General features: G+C 68.0%; 13 protein-coding genes and 2 pseudogenes. 4 read left to right on the top strand and 11 right to left on the bottom strand.

What is annotated here, in order from left to right; translation table 11 throughout:
• Positions 1–77: 77 nt before the first annotated feature.
• From AB0B48_RS04620 to AB0B48_RS04605, 4 genes and pseudogenes are all read right to left on the bottom strand, one after another.
• Positions 78–443 (bottom strand): annotated as a pseudogene (locus tag AB0B48_RS04620) (nitroreductase family deazaflavin-dependent oxidoreductase); the annotation flags it as partial.
• A 419-nt stretch (positions 444–862) separates the two neighbouring features.
• Positions 863–1,294, bottom strand: coding sequence for a helix-turn-helix domain-containing protein (locus tag AB0B48_RS04615; RefSeq protein ID WP_357195844.1), 432 nt, complete (start codon positions 1,292–1,294; stop codon positions 863–865).
• A gap of 197 nt (positions 1,295–1,491) precedes the next feature.
• Complete coding sequence (locus AB0B48_RS04610; protein ID WP_357195841.1) at positions 1,492–1,779, bottom strand: hypothetical protein; 288 nt, start codon at positions 1,777–1,779, stop codon at positions 1,492–1,494.
• Positions 1,776–2,642, bottom strand: coding sequence for an oxidoreductase (locus AB0B48_RS04605; protein WP_357195839.1), 867 nt, complete (start codon positions 2,640–2,642; stop codon positions 1,776–1,778). The genes AB0B48_RS04610 and AB0B48_RS04605 overlap by 4 nt, the downstream gene beginning before the upstream one ends.
• A 245-nt stretch (positions 2,643–2,887) precedes the next feature.
• Between AB0B48_RS04605 and AB0B48_RS04600 the strand changes: the two genes are divergently transcribed.
• The gene (locus AB0B48_RS04600) at positions 2,888–3,223 is read left to right on the top strand and encodes a GNAT family N-acetyltransferase (protein ID WP_357195836.1); all 336 of its coding nucleotides are present in this window, start codon (positions 2,888–2,890) and stop codon (positions 3,221–3,223) included.
• Positions 3,224–3,339: 116 nt separating this feature from the next.
• Here AB0B48_RS04600 and AB0B48_RS04595 read toward each other — a convergent pair.
• Positions 3,340–3,618 (bottom strand): annotated as a pseudogene (locus tag AB0B48_RS04595) (hypothetical protein); the annotation flags it as partial.
• A 197-nt stretch (positions 3,619–3,815) separates the two neighbouring features.
• Between AB0B48_RS04595 and AB0B48_RS04590 the strand changes: the two are divergent.
• Complete coding sequence (locus tag AB0B48_RS04590; RefSeq protein WP_088990712.1) at positions 3,816–4,049, top strand: holin; 234 nt, start codon at positions 3,816–3,818, stop codon at positions 4,047–4,049.
• 70 nt (positions 4,050–4,119) lie between these two features.
• Here the strand turns inward: AB0B48_RS04590 and AB0B48_RS04585 are convergent, their stop codons facing one another.
• From AB0B48_RS04585 to AB0B48_RS04560, 6 genes are all read right to left on the bottom strand, one after another.
• Positions 4,120–4,824 (bottom strand): HAD-IA family hydrolase, encoded by a 705-nt coding sequence (locus AB0B48_RS04585; protein ID WP_357195833.1) that lies wholly within the window; start codon positions 4,822–4,824, stop codon positions 4,120–4,122.
• Positions 4,825–4,889: 65 nt separating this feature from the next.
• Complete coding sequence (locus tag AB0B48_RS04580) at positions 4,890–5,021, bottom strand: DUF6196 family protein (protein WP_357195830.1); 132 nt, start codon at positions 5,019–5,021, stop codon at positions 4,890–4,892.
• A gap of 37 nt (positions 5,022–5,058) precedes the next feature.
• Positions 5,059–5,664, bottom strand: coding sequence for a hypothetical protein (locus tag AB0B48_RS04575; RefSeq protein ID WP_357195828.1), 606 nt, complete (start codon positions 5,662–5,664; stop codon positions 5,059–5,061).
• 282 nt (positions 5,665–5,946) lie between these two features.
• Entirely contained in the window at positions 5,947–8,352 is a 2,406-nt protein-coding gene (locus AB0B48_RS04570; RefSeq protein WP_357195825.1) for a tetratricopeptide repeat protein, read from the bottom strand.
• 306 nt (positions 8,353–8,658) lie between these two features.
• Positions 8,659–9,297: an HAD-IA family hydrolase gene (locus AB0B48_RS04565; RefSeq protein WP_357195822.1), complete on the bottom strand. Its 639-nt coding sequence runs from the start codon at positions 9,295–9,297 to the stop codon at positions 8,659–8,661.
• Positions 9,297–10,301: a nitronate monooxygenase gene (locus AB0B48_RS04560; protein WP_357195819.1), complete on the bottom strand. Its 1,005-nt coding sequence runs from the start codon at positions 10,299–10,301 to the stop codon at positions 9,297–9,299. Before AB0B48_RS04560 ends, AB0B48_RS04565 begins: the two co-directional genes overlap by 1 nt.
• A gap of 146 nt (positions 10,302–10,447) precedes the next feature.
• On the opposite strand from AB0B48_RS04560, the gene AB0B48_RS04555 reads away from it, so the two are divergent.
• Positions 10,448–10,735, top strand: coding sequence for a helix-turn-helix domain-containing protein (locus tag AB0B48_RS04555; RefSeq protein ID WP_357195816.1), 288 nt, complete (start codon positions 10,448–10,450; stop codon positions 10,733–10,735).
• A gap of 79 nt (positions 10,736–10,814) precedes the next feature.
• Positions 10,815–11,663 (top strand): PhzF family phenazine biosynthesis isomerase, encoded by an 849-nt coding sequence (locus AB0B48_RS04550; RefSeq protein ID WP_357195815.1) that lies wholly within the window; start codon positions 10,815–10,817, stop codon positions 11,661–11,663.
• The last annotated feature ends 354 nt before the right edge of the window (positions 11,664–12,017 follow it).

Genomic DNA, 12,017 nt, shown 5'->3' with positions numbered 1-12,017 from the left:
CCTAGGCTCGGCGACGCCCAGCACCCCCGCCGCGAGGACGTGTGCCCGATGCCGACCGCCCCCCGACCTGACCAGCCGGTCTTCCGCTCATAGTCGGCGAAGCCCGGATACGCGACCTTCTGTGCGCTCCAGATCCGTTCCCGCTCGTCCCCGGCGGCAACTCTGGCGACCAGCTCGACCTTGTCCGTACCGATCTCCGCTTGGACCTTCGGGTTGGCCAGCAGGTTGTAGTACCAGTCCGGATTGCTGGGCGCGCCGCCCTTGGAGGCGAACACGGCATAGCCGCCGTCCACCGTCTGGTACATCATCGGGCTCAGGCGAGGCTGGCCGCTCTTGGCACCGACCGTGTGCAACAGCAGCAGCGGAGCGCCGGCGAACTGACCCCCGACCTGCCCACCGTTGGCACGAAACTCAGCGATGATCTTGTCGTTCCAGTCACTCATGAATTCTCCCCGCGTCCGCGCACCGGCTCCGTCGACACATTCTGACAGTCCCGACGGTGAACGGCAGCGAACGCTTCCGGCGTTGGCGTCGTCGTCGGGCGACCGTTTCTACGTCAAAGACATGCCGGATAGCCTTCACCGTGCGATACCTCAGCCGGTCGCTTCTCCTTGGCGCGTTGGGTGATGTCGGCAAGGGCGACAGTCGCCTCGGCGGGATGGCCGTGGCCGGTGGGTTGTGAGGTATGCAGGTGCCCGACGATCAGCAGGGTGCCGCCGGGCGGCCGTGCGCGGTGCTCGCGGTCCTACCCGGCTACCCGCCGCCACGTGAAGGGCTCGGTGGAGACGCTCACCGGTACGTTGGCCCGGGACGTCGGCGACGTGGACCCGCAGGGGCTCGGCTGCCCGCCGCGCTTCCCTGTTCAGTTCCCGGGAGTGGCGTGGTCGTACTCGGCGCGATTGGTGGCGACTTCGTCGATGTGCAGTTCGGCCCAGATCTTGAGGCCGCGCATCATCTGGTGCAGGGAGAGGCCCAGCTCGGTCAGCTCGTAGCTGACAGTGACGGGCACGGTCGGTGTCACGGTGCGGCTGACGAGACCGTCGCGTTCCAGGGAGCGCAGGGTCTGGGTAAGCATTTTCTGGCTGACGCCGGCCAGTAGGCGCGACAGCTCCGAGTAGCGCATGGGGGTGGGCTCACCGGTGCAGTCGGGGCCGCTGCCGAGTGCGGAGAGGATCAGCGTGACCCATTTGCCGGAGATGCGTTCCAACATCTTGTGGCTCGGGCAAGCGGCTAGGAAGGCGTTGTAATTGCTCTTGTTTTGGTTCCGCTGCTGGGCCGCTGTCGGCGTTGCCATCATGCCCTCCTCGAACCTCGGGGCATGTTACGTCCCCTTGTAGTGCCTGCTCTCTCCCGGGAAGTTGCGCTCTCATGGTGGACCAGGCATCGGTCAGGTGCCAGTGGGCTTGGTCACAGGACTACTCCGCCTCGCAGCTGTGTGCGGATGAGCGGGCCCCGCCGATGCGGTGCGCCACTCATCCGCACAGTCAGTGTTCAGGAGTGGGCTGCCGCCCATTGGTTGATGAGGTCGGTGGTCTGCGCGGCATTGCCATGCATTGCCAGGTTGTGTGCCGCGCTCTTGATGAGTACGGCGTCGACGCGGGGGGCGTGGATGGTCGCCGAGGACAGCCCGTCGACGCCGACGGCCACGCGCACGCTCATGGAGCTGTGGCGCGGGTCGCCCGCGTGGGCCGCGGCAGGCGAGGGAGCTGAGGCGTTTATCCCGGCGGCGAGGGCGATTGCGGTCGCGACGGTGGTTAGCCAGAGACGCATCTTCTTCATCGGCCAATCCGATCCAGTTCGGCGAGGTCCTCGGCGGACAGGGAAAGGCCCGCGCCCGCGACGTTGTCCCGCAGGTGGGCGACCTTCGAGGTGCCCGCGATCAGGAGAATGTTGGGCGATCTCTGCAGCAGCCAGGCAAGCGCGACGGACATGGGCGTGCTCTGCAGCCGCGCCGCCACCGCTGAGAGCGCCTCGGACTGCAGCGGTGAGAAGCCGCCCAGCGGAAAGAAGGGCACGTACGCGATGTTCTCGGCCGCGAGCCGGTCGATGAGCTTGTCATCGTAGCGGTGAGTGAGGTTGTACATGTTCTGCACGCCCACGATCGGCGCGATGGCCTGCGCCTCGGCGACCTGTTCGGCGGTGACGTTGCTGACGCCCAGGTGACGGATCAGGCCTTCCTGCTGCAGTTCGACGAGGGTGCCGAACGCCTCGGCCAGCGATCCGGGCTGGGGACCTTCGGCATTACCCATACGCATGTTCACCAGGTCGAGGGTCTCGACACCGAGGACCTCGAGGTCCTCGTGGACCTGCTTACGGAGGTCTTCGGGCCGCCGGGCGACGGGCCAACCGCCCTGAGTATCGCGGACAGCTCCGACCTTGGTGGCGATGAACAGCCCCTCCGGGTAGGGCTGCAGCGCCTCTCGGATCAGCTCGTTGGTCACTCGCGGTCCGTAGGCGCCGCTGGTGTCGATGTGGGTGATGCCGAGCTCGACCACCTCGCGCAGTACAGCCACAGCGCCGGCATGGTCGGCGGGGGGTCCCATGACCCAGGGGCCGGCCAGTTGCATGGCGCCGTAACCGAACCGGGTCACCGTCGAGTCCCCCAGCTTCCATCTACCTCCAGGCAGAGAAGCATTCGACATGTCATAGCTCCGTTCTCGTAAAGCCAGGTGATCCTGCTACCTGACCGGGTGCTTCTCCACGATGACAGGGTTGCTCTCTATCAGGAAGTAGGCACCTCAAGGTGCGTAAGTAACCTGCCCTAGCACTGATCGCGGCAGGGAGCGCGGCAGGCCAGGGTCGTGGATTGGTTCGAAAGCCAGTTGCACCTCTGGCCCCGCTGCCGCAGCGCCGAGACGCCGAGCGCGGTCTCGGTCACCCGACACCGGTGAGCGACGACATGGCGGACGCCCTCCTGCGCCGCCTGGCCCGCAATGACGGCATGGAGTTGTGGGTCGCCGGGGCTGGCGGACGGATCGTCAGTGCGGGGCGGTTGGAGCCGGTGCACGGGACCGACTTCGCCGGCATCTGGGGCGGCGCGACCCGTGAGGAGTGGCGTGGCCGTGGGATCTACCGCGCGTTGACCGCAGCGCGGGCCCGCTCAGCCCTCGACATGGGCAAGACACTCATGAACAGCGACTCGACCGAGTACTCATGCCCGATCCTCGAACGCTCCGGTCTGGTCAAGGTGTCGACGACGACGCCCTACAACTGGCAGCGGTGAGCGCCCTTCTCGCGGCCCCATCCGCACCCAAGCACAAAGCTACCGCCCCTCGTCGGAGTGCATTCTCCGCGAGGAGGCCGGGTCGGGCTTGCTGCAAGGTCAACGGCTTGGTGGCTCGGTTCGGCTGGCGCCGTTGCTGTATTTGGCTGCTGTGTTGCTGGCACGGCTTGGTCGGCCTCCCTGGTCCTTCCGAGGAACCGGCGGTGCAGCACGCAGGCCGGTGTCCAGGGCATGCCCTCGATAGCCTGAACGAGGTAGGACCCCAGGTAGAGAGCCAGCGACACGGGAGCATCCGCATACTCCGCTCGCATCTCGCTCTTCCGGGTCAGGCAGGGCCAGGGCAGGCCGCAGCCACCGCAGTTCCAGATAGGCATGACCGGGCCGTGGACGGTCATGCCTATCTGCCAGCAAGCAGACGGTGATCGCCCGTGTCTGCCTGCTGGTCGCGTATTCGACCTGCCAGATCGCGTTCTGGCCGCTGCCGGTGCCGTACCCGCTGGCGGCCCGGGCAGCGCGGCAAGCACTAACCGCCTCTGACCAGGCATTCTTGACATATGGACCGTCCGTTGAACGTACCCCTGGAGGTATCAACATGTTCACCACAAAGTTCTGGAAGGCCACCGCCGAGCGGGCGGTGAAGAGCGCCGCGCAGGGTCTGCTGCTCTACTGGGGCGCTGACGTCGTGTTCAACGCCTGGCAGGCGGACTGGGCAGCGGCCGGCGGGATCGCGTCCGGTGCGGCGGTGCTGTCGGTGCTCACCTCACTGGTGAGTGCGAAGGTGTCGGGAGAGGGCGACTCGCCCAGCCTCGTCGGCGCCGAGCAGTAGCCTCATCCGGCTGCCAACGGTGCGTCCCCGCTGGCTTCGGTCGGCGGGGGCGTCTCACTCTCTGAGGTGGTCACCCGGACCAACCGTCAGGCGTCGAAGCGGAAGACAGCACGGTCGACTCGCACAGCAGGGTCGGCAGGTCGCCAAGGCTGGCGAACGCACGTCCGCCCCAGCTCGGGTCGGTGTCGTTGTGCTCAGTCGTACGAAGCACGGTCATGCCGACCGCTGCCGCGCCGGCCAGTTCGCCGTCCGCGCCGTCACCGACGAAGACGCACTCAGCCGGCGCGACGCCCAGGCGCTCAGCGGCGATGCGGTAGATCGCCGGGTCGGGCTTGGCAAGCCCGACTTCGCACGAGAAGACCGCGACGTCGAAGCGGCGGGCGAGCGGGCTCTGCGGCCATGCCTCGGCGGTCTCGGAGGTGGCGTTGCTGATGAGGGCCAGTGGATGCCCGCCGTCGCGCAGCACGTCGAGCACGTCCAGGGTGGCGGTCGAGACAGCGCCCAACACCCGGCGCGCGAGGGCACGGCGATGTTCACCGGCCCGTTCCACCTGTTCGTCGGTTGGCGTGCCGCCGAGGCGTCCGGCAAGAATGCGGACGGTCTCCTCCACGTCCCACCGGACCAGCCGGTCACGCCAGGTGGCGTGATAGGCGGCGACCAGCGCGGCCGGCGCCACCCCGACCACGAGCGCCATCTCGCCAACGACCCGGTCACGCTCGTCATCGGCACCGTGCACCAGGGTATGGAAGAGGTCGAAGATCACCGGCCGAGACATTTCAGCATCCTACTGAGGCCGTCACCGCCGTCGACCGCCTGCGATCCCGGGTTACGGCCTCTGAATCATGGAACTGAGGGGTAGATGCCACCGCGCTCGCTGTTGTGACCACAGATGACGAACACGCCCGTGCCCAGCCGGCGCCAGCCAACGCAGTCGCCCTCGACACATCGCCGCCGACCAGCCCAATGGCTCACCTGATCTGCGAACTGGCACTGCTGCGGCCCTCAGGTTCTAGAGGCTCGGCGGTCGAGCTGCGACCAGTTCGATGTCCGGGTCGTGATCAACCGGCGAAGGGCCCGCGACGATCAGGGTGGCTCGGAGCCACGGCTGTTCTCGCAGCATGAAGGGCAGTTCCTCCCGCAGCCAACTCGCCACGTGTTCTCGCTGTTCGGAAGAGTCGCCGTCGCGATCGACCAACAGGCGCTCCTGTTCATCAAGATCGCCTTGTAGGTATATCGAGGCGTCCAGCCACGGGGCCACTTCCTCCCGGATGATGCCGGTGCCCTCGACCCAGACGAAGTCGACGTCGGCGGGGACGGTGATCGATCCGGCTCGATCGTGACTGATCCAGGCGTCGGGACGGAAGTCCACCGGTTCCCCCCGGTGCAGGGGTCGCAGGATGTTCTCGGTGAGTACCGCGCCCCAGTCGAAATAGGCGTGGTTCCAGGCCACGTCGTCGGTGTGCACGGTGGCCGAGTTGGGTTCCGCCTGACGCAGCCTCCCAGCCAGGGTCGTCTTGCCTGCACCACCCCGGCCGTCGATGGCGATCACGCGCGGACGCCCGCTGACGTCAGGTGACGCGTCGCGTAACTGCCGGACGGCGTCGAACACGGTCACAACCTGCCAGCCAACGGCTTCGACCTCACCAGGATGTAAGCGCATCGACAGCACGTACCCCCAACGCCTGCCGGTGATGCGACTCGCCGCCGGCCATCCCGATGCTCCTATTGAGGTCAAGTGCCGCCCGCTCCCGTCCGCCGCCGATCCTGCTCGTCGCGATAGCCGGTAGCACGACGACTCTGGTGGCATCGCTCGTGGTGTTGGTTGTCGTAGCGCGGGAGCCCCGCCCCACATCGTCTGACGTCCACGGACGTCCACCACGGTTGCGACGCTTGTCATTCAGTCAGTCATTGAGACGTCGCTCCCGCGACCACCGTTCGGGGTGGGCCTGGTGGTTCCGTCCAGAAGCTCGATCAGTCTGCGGCGGGTGTCGGTGGTGTCGGGATGGTCGGGGCCCAGCACCCGTTCGCGAACCGGCAGCAGCGCGGCGAATTGCGCACGGGCGCCCTCGGCGTCGCCCGCTTTCCCCGTCCAAGAGGCAAGTTCGTGCCGGCTGCCCAGCGTGTCCGGGTGTTTTGGACCTTGAACGTGTTCGCGGACGGGGACGAGCGCGGCGAACATATCTCTTGCGGCGGCGGCGTCGCCGGCGGCACCGATCCAGAGGGCGAGACCATGGCGGGTGGCCAGGGTGTTGGGATGTTCCGGGCCCAGGACGTGCTCGCGGATGGGCAGCAGCGCGGCAAATTGATCGCGAGCAGCGGCGGCATCGCCCGCGTATCCGATCCAGCGCGCCAGGTGATGTTGGGCGTGCAGGCAATCCGGGTGCTCCGCACCGAGTGTCCGGCGGAAACTGTCGGCGACGCCGATGAGCAGGTCGCGGGCCGCCTTGGCGTCGCCCGACCAGCCGGTCCACTGGGCCAGCCGATGCCGGGTGGCCAGCGTGTCCGGGTGTTCGTCGCCCAGTACAAGTTCCCGGACCGGTAGCAGCGCGGCGAACTGATCGCGGGCAGCGGCTGCGTCGCCGGCCCAGCCAGTCCATTGGGCGAGCCCCTGCCACGACGCGAGGGTGGCCGGATGTTCTGGGCCGAGGATGCGCCTCTGGACGGGCAGCAGTGCCGCGTACTGATCACGGGCCGCCACGATGTCGCCGGTCTCTCCGGTCCAGCGGGCCAGCTGGTTGCGGGTGTCGAGGGTGTCCGGGTGGTCGGCGCCCAGCGCCCGTTCCTGAGCGGACAGCAGCGCGGCGAACTGATCGCGGGCGGCCACCGGATCGCCGGCGAATCCGGTTGTGTACGCCAGGCGGTACCGGATGGTGAGGGTGTCGGGATGGTGTGCGCCCTGCTCCCGTTCCCGGATCGACCGCAGGGCGCTCAGGTGGTCGAGGGCTACGGCGTACAGCCCGGTGGCATTGAGGTGACGGGCGGCGTCTTCGGCAATGCGAGCGGCACGGATGATCAGGTCGGTGTCGGTGGTGCGGGCTGCCTGGTTCAGCAGGTGGATGGCATGCGGGGCAGCGGCCTGCCACTGTGGCCACTGCCCGGAATCGTCCGGGTCGCCGTCGGCGAATCCGGCCAGCAGTGTGACCGCCAGGCTCAACTGAGCCACCGGATCAGCGGCGGCGCGGATGAGCGGATGAATGCGCAGGCTCGCCGCGTCCTGCTCGCCATCCTCGACTGTGATCAGGCCAAGTGTGGCCAGGGCGCGCAGCGACTCCTGCGTATCGCGGGGATTCAACGGTGATCCCAGCAGCCCGGTCGGAATCGGCGCGTCGGCGAAGGTTGCGAGGAGCCACATCAGCGACCGGGCTTCAGGCAGGCCACGACTGTCGAGCATGTCCAGCGACATTTCCCAGGTACGGCTGACGGCCTCGCCGATGGTGGACCCGCCGAGCTGATCGATCGCGGCCTGATAGGCCGCGAAGGTGGTCGCGATGCCGGGTAGCCGCAATTGCTGTGCGTCGGCCAGGGCTCGGCCGGCCAGACCGAGAGCCAGCGGCAGGCCGCCGAGACGCTGCGACAGCGCGACGGCCTCCCGTACGCCACCCGCGCGCTTCCCGGCATGTTCGAGCAGTACAGCCGCACCGTCGGTGGCGGACAGCATCGGGATCGGGTGCATTCGGCACCAGGTGGAGTTCCACACCTCGGGGTCGCCGTCGCGAGTTGTAATCAGTACAAAGCCCCGACTATTCGGTACCGGCCGGACCCACCCCCGAGCGGACGTGACCGGCTCACCGTCCAGTCCCAGCAACCGGATGTCGTCGGCGTTGTCGATGACCAGCAGCCAGCGTCCGGGCACGGCGGACAGGAGCCTCCAGAGCAGATCCGGAGCGCCGGTGAGCCCGGACCAGGCTCGCTGAATGTCGTGATCGGAGGCGCCGAGATCGGCGACGAGCTGCCGCATGCCGGTCTGCAGGGCGGTGGCGTTCGCCGCCGAGACCCACCAGACCTTTCCCTTACGATCGGCGAATCGCCTGGCCACCAGCTGAGCCACAGTGCTCTTGCCCGCACCGCCCATGCCGTGCAGCACCCGTACCCGCGCCGCCGGCTGGTACCACCCGCGATTGAGCCTGGCGAGCTCGCCGACCAGTTCGTCACGGCCCCGCGTGAATGCGGCCGGCTCCGGCACGGCAAGCGAGATCATCCCTGGTGTTCCCAGGGGTGCCACGGTCGACGCTACGCCGCGGGCCGGCTGCTGTCGGCGCAGCGCCAAGGCGCCGAGAACAACCTGGGCCATCCCGAACGCCAACCCAGCTACCGCGATGAACCCACCGGTCCAACCCGCCTGCCCGTTGGCCTGAGCCCGGGTTGTGGTGAAGAGCCAGTACCCGCCCGTCGCCAGAAAGACCGCACCACTGACGAGAAAGATCCACCGCATCCATCGACGGGCTCGTGTCACGCGTGGATGGTAGCGGGCAGGCTGCCTGCGGTTCGGCACAGCGCGAGGACCCTTCTGTCGCTGGGCCAACGACTTCCATAACCAGCGACAGCCGGTCTGACGTAGCCGCCTGGACCTGCCCGAGGACCACCAGATCGATCTGTCCGGTCGCCTCGTTCATGGTCGAGGCCCGTTCAGCCAGTCCGCGAGGAGGGGGATCGTGTCCCCGAGGGTGTCGACACGGTGGTGAGCGCCGGTCAGTTCGTCGGCAGGGTGTGTGGTGCGGACGGCGACGACCGTCATGCCAGCGAGCCGGGCTGCTTCGATTCCGGCGGGAGCGTCCTCGATCACAAGGCAGTTCGCTGCTGGGGTGTCGAGAAGATGCGCCGCGCGCAGATAGCCCTCGGGGCTCGGCTTGCCGCGCCGGACCTGGCTGCTGTCGACCAGGACGGGAGGATCCGGCAGGCCGCCAGCGCGCAGCCGCCGCTTCACGGTCGGAGTTCGACCCGACGTGACCACACCCCACGGGTAACCATCGAGCAGGCTCAACACGGCGGCGGCGTCGGGGTAGACGGGGAAGGCGTCGCCTTCGGCGGCCATGATTTCTCGAACGAGCCGGTACTCGGCGTCAACGTCGAGGTGCGGGGCCACCACCGCGATGGTGTCGACGGGCCGGCGGCCGTGGGTATGGGACCAGACCAGGTCCGGGTCGAGGTGGCGCAGCGTCGCCCATCGACTCCAGATCCGCCGGTATGCCGGATAGGAGTCGACCAGCACGCCGTCGACATCGAACAACACCGCAGATGGAATGGACATCACGTCGCCTGGCTCTGCAGCAGGTCGACGGTGGCGGCGGCCTGACCGGCGATGTCGTGAAGCAGGCGGGCAGCGGGCAGGACGTCGTGGACGAGGCTCACGGACTGGCCCGTGTACAGGGCCATGGCTGACAGGTCGCCGGTCATCCCGGGCAACGGAATCAGGTCCTCGTATCGAGGTCGGCTCTTGCCAGACGCGTCGATGGCGACGACATCATCCTCGCCGGGCCGCAGTGGGGCGGGCGGCGAGCCGGCCGCCTGCCAACGCTGAAGGGTCGTGTTGCGTAGCGCGCGGTGCGTGGCGTTCGGCCATCCGCCGTCGAAGCAGAGGGTGTGTACGGTGTCCGCTCCGGTGGCCGCGATCAGGCGCTGCCGGTACACCTCGTGGGTGGCGGCTTCGGCAGCGGCCAGGAAGCGGGTGCCCAACATGGCGCCCTGGGCGCCGAGCGCGAGCACCGCCGCGACGCCACGCCCGTCCGCGATTCCTCCCGCAGCCACCACCCGCACCGGCCCGACCGCGTCGACGATCGCCGGCACCAGGGACATCGTGGTCGTACCGCCGCGGACGTGACCGCCCGCCTCCCAGCCTTGGGCCACGACGACGTCCACCCCCGCCGTCACAGCCTGCACGGCCTCGGCGATGTCGCCGATCGTGTGCAGGTGCAGCGCGCCGGCCCGGTGAATCCGGCCGTGCACCGGCGACGGGTCGCCCCAGAAGGTGGAAATGATCCCCAGCTTCTCCTCCAGGCACACGGTGAGCAGATCGTCCACCGGGAAGTCGAGAACCAGGTTTGCCCCGAACGGCCGGGTGGTGAGCTCCCGGGTACGCCGGATGCTCCGCCGTGCCTGATCGGGGGTCTGCCACGTCAACGCCAGCATGCCAAGACCACCTGCCTCGGACACCGCCGCCGCCAGTTCCGGTACCGCCGCGGAACCCACTGGCGCCTGAATGATTGGCAGATCGATGCCCAACCGGTCACACAAGGCAGTGCGCAATCGCCTCACGAAGCAGCCCCGATCGCTTCGGAAATCGAATCAGTACATCGGACGGTACTGTATCGAATATCGAAGCATCAAGAGGGGCGGCGCAGGCGATGACGGCACCCAGGCCGGGCAAGCCGGTACGCGGATCGAGTACCGGACGACCCCTCATGGCCGCCCTCGACCTGTTCGGGCGTCGCTGGAACCTGCGCATCATCTGGGAGTTGCAGCATGGGCCGGTCGGCTTCCGCGCGCTCCAGCAGCGCTGCGACAACATGTCATCCAGCGTTCTGCGGCAGCGGCTGACCGAACTGATCGACGCCCACCTCGTCGCTCAGCAGGCGGACACGGCCTATGCGCTCACCGACCTCGGCCGCGGCGCCTACCAGGCATTGCGCCCGCTCGTTCGCTGGTCCGACGCATGGGCCTCGACGTTGAGCGTGGACGACAAGGCCTGAACCCGCGAAACGCCTGCCCTGGCGCTTCGGAAGCGAAATCGCTACCGTGCTTCTGAATCCGAAGCATCGGAGTCTGGTCATGGCTCGCATCCCACCAGTGGCGGTGGTGAACGCCTGCACCCGCTACGGGGAAGGCGGTAGCCCCACCACAGTCGTGATCGACGATGCCATGCTCATCGACGACGAACGGCACGCGATCGCCCTGAGGGCCGGCACCTCCCACACCGCGTTCATCGACACCACCACAGCGGACGCACCCAGGGTGCGGTTCTTCACCAGCACCGGGGAGCTCCCGAACTGCGGGCACGGCACCATCGCCGCGCAGGCCGTCCTGCTGGACCGCAGCGGCGCCACGGAGCACCACGGCCGCCAGCGCAGCGGAGGACGCACCTTCGCCACGACCGCCGTCCGGCGCCATGACGGCATTGAGGTCTGGTTCGACCAGGGCGTCATCGCCTTGTCGGACCATGCCGACGCGACTGGCGGTGGCATCATCGCGGCCCTCGGCCTGCAACGGGCAGACATCGCCGCCGACCTACGGGTCGCCTCGCCCGGCATGCCACGACTCCTCGTTGCCGTCCGGGATCGCCGCACACTGCTGTCCATGCAGCCCGACTTCGATCGGCTGGCAACCGAGTGTCGGCTACTTGGGTATCTCGGCTGCTTCACCTACGCGCTGCCCCCGAGCGCAAGAACGGGCGCAGCCCGGATGTTCGCCCCAGCGATCGGCGTCGACGAGGACATCGCGAACGCCAACAGTGTCGGCTGCCTCGTCGCTCATTTGCTCGACACATACGGCAACAGCGCGATCGAAATCCACCAGGGCGACACGCACCAGAGCCCATCGTCGGTCTTCGCCAGCGCGACACACACCGCAGACGGCATCGTCGCGAGAATCGGCGGACTGGTTGACCTCGGCGCGCCGTAGCACCACCGTCCATCTATGCGCACCAGCCGCCTTCACCCACGTCGACCTCCCTGACGGCTCCAGTTGGGCGCTGACAATCTTCACCGTCGACGAGGTCCGCCCCCTGCTGGCGACCTGGAAGGAGACCGGTGAAGGCGGCAGTTACTTCTGGGGCATTGACCAGCTGATCGTGCCGGAACCGGGCGTACCAAACAGAACACGGCTATCCGAGCACTCGTTCGCAGCGGGGAGATAGTCAGCGCCGGTGTCCGATGCGAGGATCTGGACTGAAGTTGCCCGCGCGTACCCACGGCGCGGATCGTGTCAGCGGCTGCCTGTGTTTACCCGGTGGCGTGGCCGGCGGGCGGCAGCGCA

Origin of the sequence: Micromonospora sp. NPDC049089 (assembly GCF_040648775.1) — a bacterium.
In the GTDB taxonomy this organism is placed as follows: Bacteria; Actinomycetota; Actinomycetes; order Mycobacteriales; family Micromonosporaceae; genus Micromonospora.
The sequence above is the reverse complement of the archived record's forward strand: the minus strand, read 5'-3'. Positions and strand labels throughout refer to the sequence as shown.